This is a genomic window from Vibrio sp. 2CM40D, assembly GCF_023161825.1.
GTDB classification, from domain to species: Bacteria; Pseudomonadota; Gammaproteobacteria; order Enterobacterales; family Vibrionaceae; genus Vibrio; species Vibrio alginolyticus.
The window spans coordinates 39,598-58,983 of record NZ_JALNTL010000007.1 but is presented as its reverse complement, the minus strand read 5'-3'; the positions used below and the strand labels follow the sequence as shown (position 1 = coordinate 58,983).

The 19,386-nt window shown below is 44.6% G+C and carries 24 protein-coding genes; 3 read left to right on the top strand and 21 right to left on the bottom strand.

Going from position 1 to position 19,386, the window contains the following annotated elements:
• Positions 1–9: 9 nt before the first annotated feature.
• From MTF70_RS16680 to MTF70_RS16635, 11 genes are all read right to left on the bottom strand, one after another.
• Positions 10–837 (bottom strand): major capsid protein P2, encoded by an 828-nt coding sequence (locus MTF70_RS16680; RefSeq protein ID WP_205461039.1) that lies wholly within the window; start codon positions 835–837, stop codon positions 10–12.
• A complete protein-coding gene (locus MTF70_RS24375; RefSeq protein ID WP_005457441.1) occupies positions 837–965 on the bottom strand; it encodes a hypothetical protein in 129 nt (42 codons plus the stop codon). Before MTF70_RS24375 ends, MTF70_RS16680 begins: the two co-directional genes overlap by 1 nt.
• Before the next feature lie 112 nt (positions 966–1,077).
• On the bottom strand, positions 1,078–1,836 hold the full coding sequence (locus MTF70_RS16675) for a hypothetical protein (protein WP_239938586.1): 759 nt from the start codon (positions 1,834–1,836) through the stop codon (positions 1,078–1,080).
• Positions 1,808–2,263, bottom strand: coding sequence for a hypothetical protein (locus MTF70_RS16670; protein WP_017634759.1), 456 nt, complete (start codon positions 2,261–2,263; stop codon positions 1,808–1,810). Before MTF70_RS16670 ends, MTF70_RS16675 begins: the two co-directional genes overlap by 29 nt.
• Positions 2,253–2,798 carry a hypothetical protein gene (locus MTF70_RS16665; RefSeq protein WP_025998627.1) on the bottom strand — a complete coding sequence of 182 codons (546 nt, stop codon included), beginning with the start codon at positions 2,796–2,798 and terminating at the stop codon, positions 2,253–2,255. Before MTF70_RS16665 ends, MTF70_RS16670 begins: the two co-directional genes overlap by 11 nt.
• Positions 2,791–3,102 (bottom strand): hypothetical protein, encoded by a 312-nt coding sequence (locus tag MTF70_RS16660; protein ID WP_248394095.1) that lies wholly within the window; start codon positions 3,100–3,102, stop codon positions 2,791–2,793. Before MTF70_RS16660 ends, MTF70_RS16665 begins: the two co-directional genes overlap by 8 nt.
• Before the next feature lie 3 nt (positions 3,103–3,105).
• Positions 3,106–3,300 carry a hypothetical protein gene (locus MTF70_RS16655; protein WP_176281229.1) on the bottom strand — a complete coding sequence of 65 codons (195 nt, stop codon included), beginning with the start codon at positions 3,298–3,300 and terminating at the stop codon, positions 3,106–3,108.
• 17 nt (positions 3,301–3,317) lie between these two features.
• Entirely contained in the window at positions 3,318–5,135 is a 1,818-nt protein-coding gene (locus tag MTF70_RS16650; RefSeq protein ID WP_248394093.1) for a replication endonuclease, read from the bottom strand.
• Between the two features lie 12 nt (positions 5,136–5,147).
• Positions 5,148–5,501: a hypothetical protein gene (locus MTF70_RS16645; RefSeq protein ID WP_025627687.1), complete on the bottom strand. Its 354-nt coding sequence runs from the start codon at positions 5,499–5,501 to the stop codon at positions 5,148–5,150.
• 2 nt (positions 5,502–5,503) lie between these two features.
• A complete protein-coding gene (locus MTF70_RS16640) occupies positions 5,504–5,764 on the bottom strand; it encodes a hypothetical protein (protein ID WP_248394091.1) in 261 nt (86 codons plus the stop codon).
• Positions 5,761–5,952: a hypothetical protein gene (locus MTF70_RS16635; protein ID WP_005455288.1), complete on the bottom strand. Its 192-nt coding sequence runs from the start codon at positions 5,950–5,952 to the stop codon at positions 5,761–5,763. The genes MTF70_RS16640 and MTF70_RS16635 overlap by 4 nt, the downstream gene beginning before the upstream one ends.
• A gap of 147 nt (positions 5,953–6,099) precedes the next feature.
• Here MTF70_RS16635 and MTF70_RS16630 point away from each other — a divergent pair, with 147 nt between their 5' ends.
• Positions 6,100–6,363 carry a helix-turn-helix transcriptional regulator gene (locus MTF70_RS16630; RefSeq protein ID WP_005390085.1) on the top strand — a complete coding sequence of 88 codons (264 nt, stop codon included), beginning with the start codon at positions 6,100–6,102 and terminating at the stop codon, positions 6,361–6,363.
• Positions 6,364–6,817: 454 nt separating this feature from the next.
• Here the strand turns inward: MTF70_RS16630 and MTF70_RS16625 are convergent, their stop codons facing one another.
• The 3 genes from MTF70_RS16625 to matP all read right to left on the bottom strand — a co-directional run bounded on the left by MTF70_RS16625 (position 6,818) and on the right by matP (position 8,032).
• Positions 6,818–7,141, bottom strand: a complete 324-nt coding sequence (locus tag MTF70_RS16625) for a hypothetical protein (protein ID WP_025766620.1) — start codon at positions 7,139–7,141, stop codon at positions 6,818–6,820.
• A 114-nt stretch (positions 7,142–7,255) separates the two neighbouring features.
• Entirely contained in the window at positions 7,256–7,567 is a 312-nt protein-coding gene (locus tag MTF70_RS16620; RefSeq protein ID WP_005377468.1) for a DUF3634 family protein, read from the bottom strand.
• Between the two features lie 15 nt (positions 7,568–7,582).
• Positions 7,583–8,032, bottom strand: coding sequence for a macrodomain Ter protein MatP (gene matP, locus MTF70_RS16615; RefSeq protein ID WP_005396497.1), 450 nt, complete (start codon positions 8,030–8,032; stop codon positions 7,583–7,585).
• A gap of 210 nt (positions 8,033–8,242) precedes the next feature.
• Here matP and MTF70_RS16610 point away from each other — a divergent pair, with 210 nt between their 5' ends.
• Entirely contained in the window at positions 8,243–9,883 is a 1,641-nt protein-coding gene (locus tag MTF70_RS16610) for a Lon protease family protein (protein ID WP_005377458.1), read from the top strand.
• A gap of 70 nt (positions 9,884–9,953) precedes the next feature.
• Entirely contained in the window at positions 9,954–10,472 is a 519-nt protein-coding gene (gene fabA / locus MTF70_RS16605) for a bifunctional 3-hydroxydecanoyl-ACP dehydratase/trans-2-decenoyl-ACP isomerase (RefSeq protein WP_205460959.1), read from the top strand.
• 140 nt (positions 10,473–10,612) lie between these two features.
• On the opposite strand, the gene rmf is transcribed toward fabA, so the two are convergent.
• The 7 genes from rmf to pyrD form a co-directional block, all read right to left on the bottom strand.
• Positions 10,613–10,786: a ribosome modulation factor gene (rmf, locus tag MTF70_RS16600; RefSeq protein WP_005377453.1), complete on the bottom strand. Its 174-nt coding sequence runs from the start codon at positions 10,784–10,786 to the stop codon at positions 10,613–10,615.
• 181 nt (positions 10,787–10,967) lie between these two features.
• Entirely contained in the window at positions 10,968–12,701 is a 1,734-nt protein-coding gene (locus MTF70_RS16595; protein ID WP_025766617.1) for a DUF3466 family protein, read from the bottom strand.
• 7 nt (positions 12,702–12,708) lie between these two features.
• Entirely contained in the window at positions 12,709–14,628 is a 1,920-nt protein-coding gene (locus MTF70_RS16590; protein ID WP_005377449.1) for an ABC transporter ATP-binding protein, read from the bottom strand.
• A complete protein-coding gene (locus MTF70_RS16585) occupies positions 14,606–14,848 on the bottom strand; it encodes a glutaredoxin family protein (protein WP_017821808.1) in 243 nt (80 codons plus the stop codon). The genes MTF70_RS16590 and MTF70_RS16585 overlap by 23 nt, the downstream gene beginning before the upstream one ends.
• A gap of 21 nt (positions 14,849–14,869) precedes the next feature.
• Entirely contained in the window at positions 14,870–16,990 is a 2,121-nt protein-coding gene (gene rlmKL / locus MTF70_RS16580; protein WP_053350765.1) for a bifunctional 23S rRNA (guanine(2069)-N(7))-methyltransferase RlmK/23S rRNA (guanine(2445)-N(2))-methyltransferase RlmL, read from the bottom strand.
• A 486-nt stretch (positions 16,991–17,476) separates the two neighbouring features.
• Entirely contained in the window at positions 17,477–18,019 is a 543-nt protein-coding gene (locus MTF70_RS16575; protein WP_005377444.1) for a cell division protein ZapC, read from the bottom strand.
• Between the two features lie 168 nt (positions 18,020–18,187).
• Positions 18,188–19,198 (bottom strand): quinone-dependent dihydroorotate dehydrogenase, encoded by a 1,011-nt coding sequence (gene pyrD, locus MTF70_RS16570; RefSeq protein WP_017634281.1) that lies wholly within the window; start codon positions 19,196–19,198, stop codon positions 18,188–18,190.
• Positions 19,199–19,386: the final 188 nt, after the last annotated feature.

Genomic DNA, 19,386 nt, shown 5'->3' with positions numbered 1-19,386 from the left:
AACGCCCCCTTACTGCGCGGTAGGCACCGCCACTTGTTCGATGGCTTCAATCAGCACCGGAATACTACCCGCCGCAGTTTTTTCCACTTCAAACGCCAGTTGTTTCATGGCCGCCGTTGGTAAACGTGCTTCACTGCCAAACCCGCAACGCGTGAAGTCCATCGAGAAGAAGCCCGCATTTTGCTCACGACCCGCCGCGGCTAAGTCGTAGGCGTTATCGGCCTTGTTGACGTTGAGCTCTTCACGCTCATCACGCAGGACGCGAACGCGTTCAATCGTGTTGTCTTTGAGGTGCAAACGCTTGATAGACAGCGCCGCGCTACGCTCGGCAAAGTCAAACGGCGTGCGACCACTTGATGCGGCGTACCATGTTTGCGAATAGATGCGCGGCATGTAAATGCGTTGGCTTTGCGCCGCCGTGGTATGAGCACGAGCGCGAATCATTGGTGCCGCGGCACCCGCTTTGGCTTTTAGCTGGATGTACATGAACCAGATTTCGCCTTGCAGCGTCACTAACTCACCTGTACGGATACCCAGTTTGGTACGCATCGACAAATCCGAGAAGTTCAGCACGTAGCGACCCGCTTGCACGTATTCTTTTTTGTGCTCTTGCAAGTCGAACAGGTCTTGACCCGTGACGTTGACGATTTCACGGCCGTTCACTTTCACCGTGATGCGCTCGATGTCTGCCGCGTCGAGAATGTCCGTCACCAGTTCAATGTTTTGGTAGGTTGGACCCGATACCAAGCGCAAGGTGGCTTGGTTGCCCCAGTTCACGCCCTCAACAGGGTCAAGCTCACGTGGACGCGGGTTAAAAGGTTGTTTTAGTGCTTCCATTAGAACCACCCATTTTCGCCGTTGAGAGTTTCACGCACTGGGTTGAGTACGCTGATATTGTTGATAGCGGCAATCACGATTAACGTGATAATCAGTGCCATCAGTAGGTTTTTGTGTTGCTGTTTCATGTTGTCCCTTTCGGTTGTACACGGTTAAAAAGTGATTTCATGAAACAGGGAAACGGACAGGCTTGGAAGTGAGAGCAACCTATAGGTTAAGTGGTTAACCTATAGGTTGGATTTAGCGTTGAAGTGCTCCGGTTAGACAGTTGAATGCGCCTTTTTCGACGTTGCCGATACCGTCACGAACGAGCAAATATTCGGCAATCGGTTTACCAATCGCGGCTTTGTTGTTTTTGGCTGACTTCAAGCCCGCCAAGGTATCGACGCACAAGCCTTTTTTATCCGCGAGCCATCGTGCATCGGCCATCGAGTTGACCGCACCAATCCACCATACAGGCGATTGCTCGGTCACGGTCTTAGGCACTTCTTGCCCGCGTTGGAAAATCGAATGCAGCACAAGCCCATATTGACGCCCACCGCGCCATAATTCGCCCGCCTTGCCTTTGAGTTTGCCGGACGTCTCCACGCAGCTTGCAAGCTCTTCGATGATCACATGCAGTTGTTTGGCGTCGCCATTACCCACCGCCCACACTGCCGCGCTGAAGAACTCTAATTCTTCCGAGCAAGCCCCATCTTGGGGGATGTACGCCAACTTGAACGACTTGCCGCGTTTACGTGCCATCACCAAAGCTTTGACGAACGCCACGCGGGAACTGGTTTCAAGGCATTGTTGGCCGCGGAATTTCGCCCCCGCGTAGTTGCGATATGGGTCAAAAAAAACCGCTTGCGCGGCTTTTGGCACTAACCCCAAGTGCTTAACGGCGGAGGTTTTACCCCCGCCCGTGCCCGCCACATAGATGACATGCTCGGCATCGTGTGACGGATTGGAGTTGACCGGATTGGGGAATTTAAGCGGCGTCTTTTTCTTTTTGCTCACGCTGTTTTTCCTCCTCTATCGCTAACAACTCTTTTTGGTATGCCATGGTTTTCTTGGCACTGTAGACCAGCGACAACACCGCCAAGCCTAAAACGGCCTCTTGCATGTAGTCACCAAACAGCGACGACACGCTATCACTGTGTTTTTCCAACACGGGCAACGCGGCATCAATCACCGCCGCTTTGCCTTTTTCATCAAACTCAAAATCGACACCGGAAATAATCGACGTGGCTTGTTCGGCAATGGTGAACAGTACCGACAATGCGCCCTCAAACATTTCACCCGCGGGTTGGTGGTTGTCATCGTTGGCCGCTTCGGTTGGTAAGTCGGTTAACTCGCTGACTTCGGTTTGTTCCAGTCCACTGATAACCGCGGAAAAGTCGCCCCAATCATCTAACTCTGGTTGGTTTTCCATTTCATCCTGCATTGATTGGCTCCCCTTGTTCGGTATCTGGTTCGGTTGGTTTCTTGGTTGGCATCAGTTGACGAATTGCCCAAATCAGCAAGGCGACAAAGGCTATCCCCGCTAAGACTTTTTTAACCGGAAACGGCGGCTTTTTAACGGGCGTTGGTGCGGGCTCCGGTTCGGTTACTTGCTCGCTTTCAACGCTTGGCGCTTCAACTTGTTCAATTACTTCAACGCTAGGCGTATCAGTGCTTGCAACGGTTTCGGGTACTGGTTCAACCGTTGGCGATTCAGCCTCAATTGTGACAGCGTCACTCACTTCTAACTGTTCAACCGAGTCAACCATGTTGGTTTCCACAAACGCGTTAATGCTCTTGCTCATTGGACTGTTGCCACAGCTCGGACACTTGTAGTACAGCAGTCCTAAATTGCGCCCGTTTTTGGTTGGCTCGCCCTCGGCAATGAGCTTGCCCTCACCGACGCGATGCACGGTTGAGGGACTTTGGCAAACGGGGCACGATACGTGCCCGCGAATTGGGTTTGGGTGTTTACTCATCGGCGGCCGCCTCGACTGTTTCCAATTGCTGCATGTTGCCTTTGACACAACCGCGATACTTTTCACGCACCTTGTTGTTGAGCTTGGTAAGCTGCTCGATTTGGTCGAACAGCGTCGGATTCAAACCAAACGCTTCAAGCGAAAAATTACCCGTCATGAGCATCTTGCTTGCGCGCTTGATAATCGCGTTGGTGTCCATGTTTTTAAAATGGCTCAACTCCTTTTCGACACTGGCGTTGAGTTTGTCGGCCGCATCAAGCGCGGCCATTGCTTGCTGACATTCTTTAAGAGATAGCATTTCCATTGTTTAAGCCTCGGCTAGTTCTTCATCGGTGTTCGGTTTATTCTGAATCTGTTTGTTGACTTCCTTCATCCAGACCAGCAATAGACGCCAAAACACGCCGCCTTTGCTGCGCTTCACTTCGGCTTCCATTTCTTGGGTGATTTTGTCGATGTTGCTCATTGGGTTGTCCTTACCTAGTTGCTGAAATCGTTGTCGCAAGCAATATCCCAAACGGGTTAAATCAGTCGTAATGTGTTGTTTTGTAATTTGATTGAACAATATTGGTCGATGGAAACCGTCGCCCCATTCGCCAACGGCTCTAATAGGCATTTCACTCCCTCAAAGCTCCATCCGGTGAGCTTCTTCAACTCTGTAATGAGTGGGGAGTTACAGTTATTTTCAGTGCTCCAAGACGTCGCTCCGCGACTTTTTAAAAGACGCTTTACGTCTTTCGTTTGCACGAGCGAATAGCACTCGCTAGCGGTTTCGATGACTTGACCACACCATTCAAAACCAATGATTTTTTTGATTGGCTCGCCGTAGTCGTTTTTGTTTTCTTTGTAAGCCAACTTCGCGCCCTTAGCTAACTGACAAAACAGCGCCCATTTGGATGAGTCTGCCGCTTGTCTCAGTTCTTCTAGCTGATCATCTTTTTGGGTTTGTTCGGCTGTCGCTCGGCGTAAACTGCGCCACAAGGAAACAGGCTCACCACCAAATTGCTGAAACTGGCGAATGCGATGCACTGACGCCCAAGCGCGCACTTTAAATGCGCTTTCTTCGGCTTCGGTGTCTGGCATGTGTTTACCGTTGATGTTCTTCGAGACGTACTTGGCAATGTATGCCGTTGCGCCGCCCTTACTTGGGTCGGCCTCTTTTACGTCAAAGCGTGGCGTGATGTCGTCGCCCAATTCCTCACGGTCTGGTGCAATCGCCTCACCGCGTAGAATACGAATGATGTTGGCTTTGTCTTTGTGAGAACAAAACAAGAAATAGTGCGCGTGACTGGTTGCGTCTTTGTGTGGCTCGGCCACACGAAAGCCAAAGTATTCAATCTCTAACTTTGCCAACTTAGCGCGAGCAAGTGACCATTGGCGCATTAACTCGGCGTGTCCGTCTTTGACGCTTGAACCGTCCCACTTCGGTGAATTGCGGTGATAACGGCTCGGTAGTGTCCACGTAATGAAAAGCGCGGTGTATTCCAGTTCGTCGGCCAGTTCTTCAAAGCCACGTGAACGAACCATCATTTCAATGCGGCGGTTCTCAGGGTTAGCAATGGTGCGCTTTGCCACTTCCTCTAATGGAAAGTGTTCGCCTGTTTCCTCGTTGTACACGCTCATCGACTTCATGTATTTCTCAGATTCACGTTGCTTGCGCTTCCAGTTACTAAAGGAAATCTCTGACACGTATTTGCTTTGATGGCCTTTGTCACCCACACGGCTCATGGTGATTTGGGCGTACTCGATGTAGTCACCACGCAGACGCAGCAAACGACGTTCGACCCACTTTTCCGACTGCATTTTGAGTACCGCGGCTGTTAGCATTTGCTCTAACACTTCAACGTCTTTCACTTTGAAATTCACGTATGGCGGCTTGATGTGAATGGTCTTAAGTAGCGATTTTTGCTCAGAATAAACCGCGGCCAACGCCTCAACAAAAGAGGCGTAACCCTCGGCATTTAGGCTTGATAAAGTCTCGGCGCATTGGTCGGCGTACTTCTCCGCGAACTTGGTCAGCGCGTCGTCACGCATCAAGATATTGTGCGTCAATGGCTCGCTATGCGCGCCCTTTCGACTATCAACAAACGAGTAACGATTCTCGATATGGTGTGCGCACTTCAGGCCAAATTTCACCGCGTCTTTGGCTGTTTTAATCACGTTTTCACGTGTGGCGTTTTTGCGCTGTGTGCGCGCCTCTACTTTACGGCGCACATCGTTGCGAACTATCGCGGGTAAGCGTGGGAAGAATCGGCGTGAAAAGGCACTTTGATGAATAGCATCATTGGCGAACGTCTTGCCCGCCATTTTGATTTCTATGGCTTTGGTGTCGAAATCCATGCATCCCCCTGATTAAAGGGAAGAATCCGCGCCCACTTGGGGCGCTTCATCTTGCTTGCGGATACGGTCAGCAACGCGCTCATTGTTGCGCTTAATTGCCTGATATAATTTATATACCCTTGCACTCGTTGACGCGGTGGTATTGAATTCAAAATTGCATAGACTGTTTGTATTCACTTCACTATAACGGCGCAAATTGAACGAATAAAACTCAAGGCTATCAATATAAAGCGCAAGTTCGGTGGCTTCTGGTGCGCCTAATGTTTCGACCAAACGACCAAAGGCATAGTGAATAGCAGGAGTGCTATTAGAGCGACGTGCGCCCCACATGTAAGAAAAGGCTTCACGAGCGGTTAACTTTTTCATGATTACGCCCCCTCAACTTGAGCCAATGACCCACCGTTATTTTGCGCGCCAAGCGTCGCCATACGTTGAGCCGTGGTAGTGATGTCAGTTAAGGTGTTGTTTTGTGCTTTGATGCAAGCGACAAGCGTCATCCCTTGGTAAAGCCAAAGAGAGGCTTCAACGGTTTCAAGTTCGAAACTGTCGAAGTAGATATGAGTTCCATTGTCTTGTGATGCAACAAGTTGGCGCTGATTGCGGCGCGATTTCCAGATACTAAGATTCATGCTACAACCCCCTGACGAAACCGTGTAGGAATGTACGTCTGTTTCTTTTTAGGGAATTGCTCGGCGAACTTCTCGCGCAATTCTGCGATTTTACGCAGTGATTTAGCCGTTTTAATTGGGTCTGGATTTGCACACCCTGCCATATCAGGGCAAGGTAAGTGAATTGGGTTTGAGATTATACGTTCCATGTTCATAGCCTCCGCAAGCTGTCTCTTTTTTGAACATGGCAACCGTAAACGAATTATTTTAAACGTACAAACGAGTTAAACTACTGAAATAGCACGTAAGATGCTCTACAATTTAACAATCTTGTTTCTTTTTTAAACAGTTACTAAATGAACTACACAAACATACTTTTAGACAGAGTAAAAGCTAAGTACGAACTGGGCTCAGACTACAAACTAGCTCAGAAACTTGGCGTTGGTCGTAGTCGCGTAGCCCACTGGCGCGCAGGTAGCTGTTCTATGGATTGGGAAATAGCCTTTAAAATCGCTGACTTACTGGAACTAGACGATCAAAATTTGGTGTTCGGTTTGATAGATGATAAGTACAATAATCCCCGCTTAATCAATGCCTTACAAGCAGGTGCCCCCGTCTAACCTATATTAACCCTTTCACATATAATGCGCATCAAGGAGTGAGATCTCAAAGCAATAATGTCCGGTTTTAGCTACTTTAAAATGTCCTCCTAAGATTAACAACATTGTTTGCTTTTGAGGCTTTAACCGAGGCTCCTGTGAACTTGCAATCGCTAGTTTGGTTTGTGGTTATGCTTACGAAGCAAATCAAATCTCTTATTGAAAATTGATGCGCGCTTAGTCCCCGACTTACTGGCGTGTCCTTCCGTAAGCACCTGAATCAATCTATGTATGGTGATGATGGCCAACTCACTGAATTTGCCATTCAATGGCATCACGATTACTAACTTAAGCGCTACCAAACAAAAAAGCCTTTCATACTCGCCTCGTACAACAGCAAAAATCAGCTAAACGCTCTAATCGCTCCGCAACGAAATCTGCCAAAAATCACGAGCTCAGTTGCGTTCTGAAACATTTATAAGCCTGTGGTTATATGGAGGCGAATGTACTTTTCGGGGTATTTGTAACGATAGCGTTTTCCTTTCTTCAAGTTGGACTTAACGTACCTACACACTTTTTGGTCACCACTGCTGGTTACTCTTTTTATTACTGCGTTTTTACTTTTGTGCTCCATTTCTATCATGACGTCACAATAACCTTGATAGCCATCAAACTTATTGTCTACTTTCTTTTGAAGCTTAGTCTTAATCTTTTTAGCCAACAGGTTCGTTTCTGAATCGTCAGCAAAAACTGAATTACTTGCAAAGATCAATACCATTAAAGTTACAACGTATCTCATCGTTTTGGTCCGTTTATGTTGTTGATTGTTCGATGATAAGTAATTTTTCTGTAGATACGAAAATGGGACGCCACATTGCGTCCCATTTAACATGATGAAGTAACTGATATGTAATTAAGCGCGCTTCTTGCCTTTGTTTGCTTTGAAGCCCTGGTGCGGAAAAACGTTACGAATCCTCTGTTGAACTTTTTTGGGAATGCCTTTGGAAAAGCTTAAGCGCATTCCTGTTCGTTGGCTATACACCTTCATTTCACCAGTAAACGGGTTATGCTCACTAATATCCTGTAAGTTGTGTTTGAAAGAAGGAGGTAGATGCCCTTTTACGTTACTAATATGGCCATTATCGAACTTTACTTTTAACACCGGCCTATCGACTGCGATCAACCAAAAGATCACGATGGCTGCAATTAAGATTACATATAACATTTGGCACTCCCTATCCTAGCTTGATAGCAATTTACTCAAATCCTCTTTAATTGAGGTAACTTTTTGACTCGCTTTTTCACTTCTCGACGCTTCGGAAAGCAAATATTCAATTGCGTCAGATAACGTACAACCAAGTTCATTCGCTCTACTAGAAAGCTTTTCCCAAACTCGGTAATCTAAATCAATGGATTTCTTCTTTGTATGGACTTGCTCTGCATTGAAGTGACGTTTCCGTTTCGCTCGGATAGCCTGCTTGAGTTTATTATCTAACTCTTCTGACATGTGGTTTTCTATCCAAGCTAAGACAAGTGTAGGCTCGTGTTCAAGGCGTTTTAGTTCTGCGACCGCTGCATCTGCTTCGCTTGTATCAATATGTCGGGTAATCGCTTCACCATCTTTCCATTTTTTGATGAGATACTTCCATTTCCACCCACATTCTAGATTCTCAAGCTGCTGATATTTCATTTGTTCCGACCCATAAACATAACCTAGTGACAGCGTAACCCAGATGGTTTACTTGGGCAAATAAAACTCTTAGAAGTATCGATGTTGATCACTCATTTGTCTAAGTATTGTTCATTGAGAGATGAATGCCGAGAGCAAACCAAATTGGTGCTAGGGTGTTATAGTCCGTTTCGTTATAATGTCGGCAAGATTGAATTACGATGAATTTTAATGAACCAACTTAATTGGCAAGACGTAACACCTTCACTTGAGCAGTACGAAGCACTTTTAAAGTCTGCACCTTCGTTACCAAAGAAGTCTTTTACTGATCTCCAACCGAGAATGTCGGCAACGATATCTCGTTTTTCAAAAATTTCCGGATTGACGCGAGTACTACTCATTAACTGCGTAGATAATTCTGTATATAGAGAGTTCATCAGTAAAGCTCTTCAGAGCCAGTCTAACGCTGCGATAGTTTTTTCGGAATCACTTGATGCCAAACGTTTATTTGACCGTTACAGTGTTGATGTAAGTGGTGATATTGCCTTCCAACCTGGTTTAATTTCACAGGCAGATAACGGTTACTTAATTGTACCGGCTAATCTAATTTTGGCTAACCCAGGGCTTTGGCCAAATATAAAGTCTGCAATTCAACAAAACCTTATCGAGCCACTGAACCTAAGCCCTACTCGTTTACCTACTTCAGTACCGCAAGCTAAAGCTTATGATGTAAAACTGATTGTAACAGGAGAAAGAAGTCAGTTAGCAGAGCTAGAATACATCGATGAAGACTTCTGTTCTGGCTTTGCCATGTATACGGAAGTTGAAGAAGATATTCATCTGTCAGAGCAGAATTTGACAGATTACTTTGGTTTAGTGAACTGGATATGTTCTCAATATCAGCTGCCTCACTTAACTGAATGTGGTTTTAGAAGATTGTTGCTAGCCGGTATGAGATTTACTGAAGATCAACATTATCTGCCTTTAGGAGTAATGTGGCACTCTCAACTTCTAACGCTTGCCAGCCAGTTCAGTGATGGTCACGCATTAGATTACAAGTCGTTAGATAAAGCGATTGACGACAAGTATTACCGAGAATCTTACCTTCCTCAGCGTGCCGTGTACGATATTTTAGATGGACAAGTCATCATTGAGACAACTGGGGAACAAGTTGGTCAAATCAATGGCCTAACCGTTATTGATATGGCTGGGCACCCTGTCAGCTATGGTGAGCCTGCACGAATATCTTGTGTAATTCATTTTGGTGATGGCGATGTTTCCGATGTTGAGCGCAAAGCTGAGCTTGGAGGCAATCTACATGCAAAAGGCATGATGATTATGCAAGCTTTCTTGAGCTCTGCTCTGAAACTGGATGAACCACTGCCTTACTCTGCCTCCATCGTATTTGAACAGTCTTATAGTGAAGTTGATGGTGACAGCGCATCTCTTGCAGAACTTTGTTGCTTGGTGAGTGCTTTATCTGAATCTCCAATTAATCAACAAGTTGCTGTTACAGGAGCTGTTGATCAGTTTGGTCGAGTGCAAGCCGTCGGTGGCTTGAACGAAAAAATTGAAGGCTTTTATCAGGTTTGTAAACATCAAGGTTTTACAGGAAATCAAGGTGTTGTGATGCCAAAATCAAACCTTAAACACCTTGCATTACATAAAGATGTAATAGAAAGCATTAAAAATGGTGAGTTCCATATTTGGTCCGTTTCTACCGTAGATGAAGCTATTCCGATTGTAATGAATAAACCTTTTAGAGGTGAAGACGATAGCATTATTGGCAAAATAGCGGAACGTATTGAAAACTTTGAAAGACATGAGCATCCAGAAGGAATTGTGCAGCGCATCAAAAACTGGTTTGTCTAGTACTGATCGGAGTTGTTTAGCGTACACGTGTTCACTAAGATGCAGCTATCAAAAATTGGAGTAATTGATAATGCAAAACAAACGTGATTCTTATAACCGTGACGATCTACTTGCTTCTAGCCAAGGCGAACTGTTTGGGCCTGGTTACCCTCAGCTTCCTGCGCCAAACATGCTAATGATGGATCGTGTTACTAAAATGTCTGAGACTGAAGGCGATTTTGGTAAAGGTTTGATCTTGGCGGAATTGGATATTACTCCAGATTTGTGGTTCTTTGACTGCCACTTCCCTGGCGACCCAGTAATGCCGGGTTGTCTTGGCCTTGATGCGATGTGGCAACTTGTTGGTTTCTTCCTTGGCTGGGGTGGTGGCAAAGGAAAAGGTCGTGCTCTGGGTGTTGGCGAAGTGAAGTTTACAGGTCAGATCCTGCCAACAGCGAAAAAAGTGACGTACGAAATCCACATGAAACGCGTTGTAAACCGTAAACTTGTGATGGGTTTGGCCGACGGTCGTGTATGTGTGGACGGCAAAGAAATCTACGTAGCAAAAGATTTGAAAGTTGGCTTGTTCCAAGACACTTCAAGCTTCTAATCACGATTTTAATCGATTTATTAAGGCTCCTATTTAGGAGCCTTTTTGTTGTCGAGTGTTAACCTACTTCCCTATGTCCCTATAATGTAGAAAAGGCTCCGTAGAGCCCTTTCGAATCCTTCTTTTTGTATGTGGAGAGTTTATTTGTAGAGACCAGATTGTCTTTCATCTCTGGCATCACGCCAACCACCTAACCAATACGACCGAGCATCAACTTGTTGATATGGGCAAGCCTCTTGAGACCTTCCATTCAACCCAGCTTTGTAGCCTTGAGATTGAGCTCGTTCTAGGCGATCACGCTTTTGTCTCTTCATAGTTAATTCCTCATACAGGTCCATTTACTAACGTACAGCTGTTATTGTGAAACTTTGATGGAGTTTTTATGACTCCACTTATAAGAATCGATCAAAGTAGGCAATTTCTCAAGGCATAAAAAAAGCAGAGACTCAAATGTGTGAGCATCTGCTTGATTTAAAAATTACTGACGATTTTTAACTATTTTCTACGGAACCCAAACAATCCAAGCATGGTCAAAGCTAACCAACCAAGGCCTGCACCTTGACGCTCTGTCGTCGTTGAGTCAATGCTTCGAGATACGATGTCGTCCTTAGTTGCGTCAGCAATAGGTACTAGTTTGACTGCTACAATTTGCTCTTCAGAGCTACATGTCGCATTGTTTGCTGTTGTGCTATAACCACCTGCACATTTCATAGCTGTACCAGAGATCACACCTGCATCATTGATATCAGTTGCGTCGATAATACGGAACTGATTGTTTTGTTCAGAGTAATCACCGCCATTAGTCAAACTGTCTAGGAACCAAGCTTTTCCATTAAACAATGTTGCAGCACGTTCACTAGTCTCGCCACCTAGGCTATATGGATAGATAAAACCGCGCTTACGACGTGGCTTGCCATCGTCTTCACGAGTCGTTTCTGCATCAAGTTGCCCGACGATTTCATTGTAAGAGTTGATACCGCCCATCTTACCGCCCGCACCGCTAAAGAAAATGCCAGTAGTTGGGTAAAAAGCGCTAATAGAATCCTTACGAACATCATCTACGATAAAGAGACGATTCGGAGCAGAGCCCGTTGGCATTAAGTATCCGCCCGAACGTTTTGCTTCACCAATAGCAACAAAATTAGAGTTAACGTCGGTTAATCGTGAGTTTGTATGAACCGTATCATCACCCTCGCGCTGTCTAGCTCCTACAACAACTTTGTTTTTCCAAGTTGCGTTTTCAACGCTACCTTCGGCTTCTAGAGTTCCGACAAAAACAGTCGCATTCAGGTAGTTATCATCACTGTAAGTGTTGTAACCTACGCCATAGACCGTAGTTCCATCAGTGACAAGGTCACGCATGCTCCCTTGAGCTAACCTTTCTCCATCTTTAGATGTGCCACTTGGCCAAGCCAATTCACTGACGGTTCCGCTTTGATCCCAAATCGCTGCTTTTGATGTGTGGTGAGATCCATTGGTATTGCTTGCTGTTCGAGAAACACTGCCAACAGTAAAATTGCCGTCTGTGCTCCAAGCATGGCTTTGCACAACACTTGCGTCACCATCGCCAGTAAGAATATTTGGCTCTACTGGTGCAACTACGGTATTTCGTGTTTCTAATGTAGAAGTATTTTCTGTGCTAACTTTACTCTGATTACCGACAGCTGCACCATCCTCGGTAAGCTGGTTGATAACATTGTTATATTCATTTTTATAAGCAGCAGAATCTTCTTCTATGAACGCTAACGCATTAGAAGTAAAGTCTTTACTACGTTCTTTATTCCACGGCGTCCAGTTTACTGAAGCCCATGAGTCACAGGTGGAATAGCGAAGCTGGTTGTAACAGTAACGCTCAAAGTCTTTGAGTTCTTGGATGTAATAAAAGCCAGCGTCTAATCCGAATGGGATTTCTTCACGATAGCTGTTCCCATCCACGGCTTGTGTCGCTGAAATCGGTGTAGTGCGAGTTTCCATTGCAAGTTTAAACTGCTCTGGCGTGCAGTTTGCTGCTGCATCAAAGCAGCCTAGAGCGAAAGGTGAACCTGTTGAAGGATCTGTACCTGCATTGCCCTGTTGAATTGCAACCCCGTAAGCCGTTTGGTAGTCACCGTTTGAACCATGATCCTGAGGTGAAACCTCAACAACTTGATACAATGCCGCCTGTGCGTTCATTGTGGTACCAACCATCATTGCAATGGCGGTCAATTTGAATTTATTACTACAATTCATTGAATTCTTAACTATCCTGTTGCATTGCTTCGAGTTCTTCCCATCTCTCGAATGCGATTTCCAACTCCTGCTCTAATGCAGCAAGCTGTTCCAATACCGGCTGAGTTTGCTCTACAGGTTTAGCAAAGAACTCTGGATCGTTCACTTGCTCCTGAAGGCTCTCGATATCCGACTCTAATTGTTCAAGTTTAGCTGGTAGAGCCTCTAATTCTCTTTGCAGCTTATACGATAACTTCTTCGAATTGTTCTTAGGTTGCGTAGTTTTGGGAGTTTCCTCAACCACTTTCTCTTTCTTTGTTGGTTTTTCAACCTGACTGCGCGAAGCAAGAACTTGGTCACGCTGCTGTTTAGCATCATGATAACCACCAACGAACTCTTCGATTATACCGTTACCCTCAAAAATCCAGCTGGTTGTTACTGTGTTGTCTACGAACTCACGGTCGTGACTCACTAACAATAATGTACCCTGATAATTGGCAAGCATTTCTTCTAAAAGTTCCAACGTTTCGATATCCAAATCGTTAGTTGGTTCATCAAGAATAAGTAAGTTGTTTGGTTTCAACAAGATACGGGCTAGCAATAATCGGTTTTTCTCACCACCAGAAAGTGCCTTAACCGGGGTTCTGGCGCGCTTAGGTGCAAATAAGAAGTCTTGAAGATAACTCAGCGCATGACGCTGACGTCCCCCAACCATTACTTCTTGTTTCCCATCCGCTAAGTTATCGATCACTGTCTTTTCTGGATCCAAAATCTCTCGGTACTGATCAAAGTACGCGACTTCTAATTTTGTTCCGCAGTGTAAACGACCAGACTGCGCTTCCAATTGCCCTAGTAGCAATTTAAGTACCGTACTCTTACCGCAGCCATTTGGTCCGATAAGTGCAATACGGTCACCACGCATGATGTTAAAGCTAAAGTCGTCGACAATTGTCTTGCCTTCGTAAGCAAAAGATACATTTTCTGCTTCAAATACAATCTTACCTGAACGAGAAGCATCATCGATGTTTAGGTTAACTTTACCTTGAACTTCACGACGGTCACGACGCTCTTCACGAAGTTTTTTAAGGGCTCGAACACGGCCTTCATTACGAGTACGACGTGCTTTAATGCCTTGACGAATCCACACTTCTTCCTGCGCTAGTTTCTTATCGAACTCAGCATTTTGCATTTCTTCGACGCGAAGCATTTCTTCTTTGTCATTCAAATACTGTTCGTAATTACCAGGGAAAGAAGCTAATTGACCGCGATCTAAGTCAACGATGCGTGTCGCCATCGACTTGATGAATGCACGGTCGTGAGAAATAAAGATGATCGAGCCTTTGAAGTCTTTTAAGAAGTTCTCTAACCATTCGATCGTTGTCACATCGAGATGGTTTGTTGGTTCATCAAGAAGCAATACATCAGGATCACAAACCAGCGCACGAGCTAAAGCAGCTTTACGTTGCCAGCCACCGGATAGATCGGTCAGTTTGGTTTCTGGGCTTAGTTTTAAAGCGCCAAGTACGTTCTTAACACGGTCATCAAAGCGCCAAGCGTTAGAATGATCAAGTTGCTCTTGAACTTTCGCCAAACGGTTAATGTTCTTCTCACTTGGGTCTTGAGCAACAAGATCGAGAAGATCGTGATAGATCTTCAATTGTTCGCCGATTTCAGCCAAACCGCCAGATACGTATTCGTAAACCGTACCCTCTTGATTGCGCGGTGGATCTTGTTCAAGCCGAGAAACTACTACGTCTTGAGTTATTTGAATCTTGCCATCATCCAACAAAATGTCGCCGGCAAGCACTTTCATTAACGTGGACTTACCTGCTCCGTTACGACCAACTAAACAAACGCGTTCGTTTTCTTGAAGAGCGAACTCCGCTTTGTCTAGCAATGGGTGGTCACCAAATGCAAGTTGTGCGTTATGAATGGTAAGTAATGCCATTATTATCCAACCAATGTGTGAGTTGTTCTAAGTCAAACGGCCAGTTCAACTCAGAATCTTGATATTTTAATACGGGTATTGTGACGCCGTAACGAGAAAATAGTACATCATCGAACGCAATATCGATGATATCTGTTTGCTCGGCCAAACCGACTTGGTCTACTAGAGCAAATGCCATCTCACAAAGATGGCATCCCTCCGTGCTATACAATATCAGCACGTATTAATCCTTTTGTTTATACTACGCGTGCGTTACTAGCCAACAGTTATGAATCTGTTTATTACGCGCAAAATCTAATGGTAACGTTTGAGAAGAAATATTCTGAGCCTTCAAACCCAATTCAGCGAGTGATTCTTCATCCATCTTGAAATGACGTTTGTTATTTGAAAATACGATTGTGCCTTCACTTCTCAGTAAACGTTTGAGGTTCTTCATTAGCTTAATGTGGTCACGTTGTACATCGAATGATGTTTCCATACGCTTAGAGTTAGAGAACGTAGGTGGGTCAATAAAGATCAAGTCGTACTCACCTTTTGCGTTTTCTAGCCATTGCAAACAGTCCGCTTGTTCATATTTATGTTGGCGTCCTACACAGCCATTAAGCTGCATATTGTCTTTCGCCCAATTCAAGTAGGTGTTTGACATATCGACAGTTGTAGTGGAACGCGCACCACCAACTGCAGCGTGCACTGTTGCACTACCAGTGTAAGCAAACAAGTTAAGGAAATCTTTACCCTGTGCCATTTCGCCAAGACGACGACGAGTGATCTTATGATCCAAGAACAGGCCTGTGTCTAGGTAGTCATGAAGGTTCACGATCAGCTTCACACCGTACTCGTTTACTTCGAGCGTCTCTGATACCTGACCTAATTTTTGGTACTGGCTTCGACCTTTCTGCTTCTCACGAACTTTCAGTACAACTTTGTTCGCTTCGACACCGGTCACCTGAATCGTCGCACGGATAATGTCCGTTAGACGACGCTTGGCTTTTTCTTCAGGGATGTTCTTAGGTGCTGCGTACTCTTGAATCACAATTTGATCGCCGTACACGTCGATCGCTACGTTGTATTCTGGAAGGTCTGCATCGTAGATACGATAGCAGTCTAGTTTCTCTTTACGAGCCCACTTGCCAATCTTGCCAATGTTTTTCTTCAAACGGTTTGAGAAGTCTGGTGCGATTTGAACGTTAGTATCTGCACCTTTAACTTCATCAGCGCTGCGCTCGGCAATGCTGTAGTTCTTTTGGTGACACGGTAACGCACCGTTGTTCAATTTAAACTGTTTATCAGCGCGCATGCGAAGGCAACTCAAGAGCTCGTCTGAGCTAGAGAAGATAGATGCTTTACATCCGCCAAACTCAGATTTTAGCTGTCCACCGAATGCGGTATAGAGCGCAATCAGCCCCGGCTCAGTTCCTAGACGCTCACCGTAAGGTGGGTTTGAAACGATAACACCGTGTTCAAATCCTGCGGGACGAGTAATAGTTGCAGCATCACCTTGCGCAAACTCAATCAACTCTTCAACACCTGCTCTGCGGGCGTTTTCTTGAGCGACTTTTAATACTTTGGGGTCGTTATCGAATCCAAAAAACTTAGCGTCAACTTTCTTGACACCTCGTCTAGCTTGAACATTAGCCTCTGATTTAATCTCAGCCCAGGTCTCCGGTTCAAAGTCTTCCAAAACTTCGAAGCCCCATTGTTTGCGCTTAACGCCAGGTGCCATGTTGGCTGCCATCATTGCTGCTTCAATAAGCAAAGTACCAGAACCACACATTGGATCGAGTAATGGTTGATGCCCATCCCAGCCACAACGCATGATAATCGCAGAAGCAAGCGTTTCACGTAATGGCGCACGACCCGATTCTGGTCGATAACCACGCTGATGAAGACCACTACCTACCATGTCTACCCCAAGCAACGCTTTATCTTTATGCAAACGAACGTGAATACGAATATCTGGGCGTTCTTTGCTGATATTAGGACGTGGCAAGCCTTTGTTCTCAAAGCAATCTACGATGCCATCTTTGACCTTCATAGCCCCGTATTGGCTATTTCTAATCTCACGGTTTGTGCCGTTAAAGTCCACAACAAAGCGTTTAGAGCTATGAAATTGGTTAACCCAGTTAATAGTGGAAGTGGATAGATACAAGTCCATGTCGTTGTTACACGTGAACTCAGATAAAACACGTACAAATCGAGACGCTAAACGGCTCCACAAACAACAGCGATAAACCTGTTCGTTTGTCGCTTTAAATTTTACGCCTGCCTGTACTGGTTTCGCATTTTCAATGCCTAGTTTAGTCAGTTCTTCAACAAGCAAATTTTCCATGCCATTTGAAGTTACCGCGAGATATTGATTCATAGTGTTCTTTCGCTGATAAAAAATGGCTTCAATTATACCTGACTTTACGATCAATGCCTCGTTTTTAAAGGTATTTTCCCACCCGTTAGTTCAAATCATCATCACTCAAATGATCTAAAACTTTCAACATCTTTAGTTTGAATGTTTTTCATTCATGAACGTATTTTGTTTCCTTTAGAAGAAGTGAATACTTATTTACGCTCATTTTGGTATATACCAGTGTGGATTGATTGATGTAAATTACTTACAAATACCCTTTATAGGGGAATAAATAGGGTTGTTTTAGGCTCTAGGTTGCCTAGTTAAAGGGGTAATCAAATTGAAATAAGTAAAATAAAAGTGACCAGCTTCATGTTTGCATGCATAGAAAACAAACAGTTTCATGGTATTTCGGATTGGAGTGTCAGAGGAAAGGACAAAAAAAATCGACCCACTAAGGTCGATTAAGGCAAACAAAGGAACGAAATAAAGAAAAATTAAACAGCTTTAACCCACCATTGCCATAGGGGTCATTGCAAAGAGGTGGTTTGCACAAGCCATGCGATCATGCATTACTTTAATCGGCTGCCCAAATTGAAGCGCCTTATTGCCATCAAGAACAAAGGCTTCTTGGTTAACATAAGCACATAAGCTCGATGTTTCGCCTGGTTCTAGAACGATGAACATACCATCAGAATATTGATTTGTGAGAAAGACCATGTCCCCTTCTTGAGGTTCATAATCAGAGGACTGTGCATCGAAGAACCAGCTCTTAGGCTGTACAGGTTTATGAAAACGCTTTGCAGCAACACAATACAGTGTTAATTCAGCTTGGCGATATTCACTGATATCGAGACAGCGAATGCGCTCATTAAACGTTTGAAATGCGCTGGCGTCATCAACGGTAAATTCACTGTTTGAGAAGGCACAGTTAACCAACAATTTTCGGGATAGATTGGTTTGGAAAATCATTTCCTCCCCCAGATCCAGCATTAAGCAAGCTTTTTGCTCGTCAAAATACCAATTCCATTTGTCGCTGGGTTTAAGCATTATTCCGTTCTCTCTTGACTAGTTAAATCAGTGGTAAAGAGGTAAGACGCTTAATTACCTACTCGTGATTTTTAAATTCTACAAACGAACGGATAAAAAAAAAGAGGAAACAAAGTCCTCTTTTTTATGTAACAGGTACTGATTTTTCAGTAGTTTTTGATGTATATGTTAAAGATTCTTAACAATATCACGTACGAGACCTGGGCCGTGGTAAATAAAGCCAGTGTAGACTTGAACAAGTTTAGCGCCTGCCATGATCTTTTCTTTGGCTGCAACATAGGAATCTACACCACCAACACCGATAATTGGAAGTTTGTCTCCAAGCTCTTCATGAAGCTTACGTACGACCTCCGTAGAGCGTGATTGCACAGGGCGACCACTCAAGCCACCTGCCTCATTGGCGTGTTTCATCCCTTCTACGATCGTGCGATCCAAAGTTGTGTTAGTCGCGATCACACCATCTATATTGTTTTTCAATAAAGAATCGCAGATTTGGCAGATTTCATCGTCACTTAAATCTGGCGCAATCTTTAATGCTAACGGGACATACTTGTTGTACTTCTCTGATAACTCCGCTTGTTTCGCTTTTAATTCGGAAAGCAGTTCATCAAGCGCTTCACCATATTGAAGTGAACGAAGACCTGGAGTGTTTGGCGATGAGATGTTTACTGCAATATAACCAGCATACTCATACACTTTTTCCATACAAATCAGGTAGTCCTCTGCCCCTTTTTCAATTGGCGTATCTTTATTTTTACCGATATTAATTCCGAGAACACAATTGAATTTTGCTCGTTTAACATTCTCGATCAAATTATCAACGCCTAGGTTATTAAAGCCCATGCGGTTGATGATCCCCTCTGCTTCCACTAAACGGAATAAGCGTGGTTTATCATTACCTGGTTGTGGTCGTGGCGTTACAGTGCCGACTTCGACAAAGCCAAAGCCCATGGCATCAAATGCTTCAATACATTCGCCGTTTTTATCTAAACCAGCCGCAAGACCAACAGGGTTACGGAATGTTAGACCCATACACTCAACTGGACGAGTTGGTAACTGTTGGCGGTAAAAGAGATCAAGTGGTGTGCCGTTAAAGCGTTGGAAGTTCTTGATTGCAAGATCATGTGCCTTCTCGGCATCGAGTTGGAAAAAGCCAGTTCTGGCTAGACGGTAAAGCATTGTGCCTCCGAAAGAAAAAAGCCCCGTATAAACGGGACAATATTATTTACCGTTTTTCATCGTAATTCAATGAAAATGAACGTAATAAGTAAAAACCTATATCTTTATAAGATTTTCAAATATAAAACAAACAATTACAATCAAGTTTCTGCGATAAAAATCGTAACTAACCGCTTAAAAGCAATCGA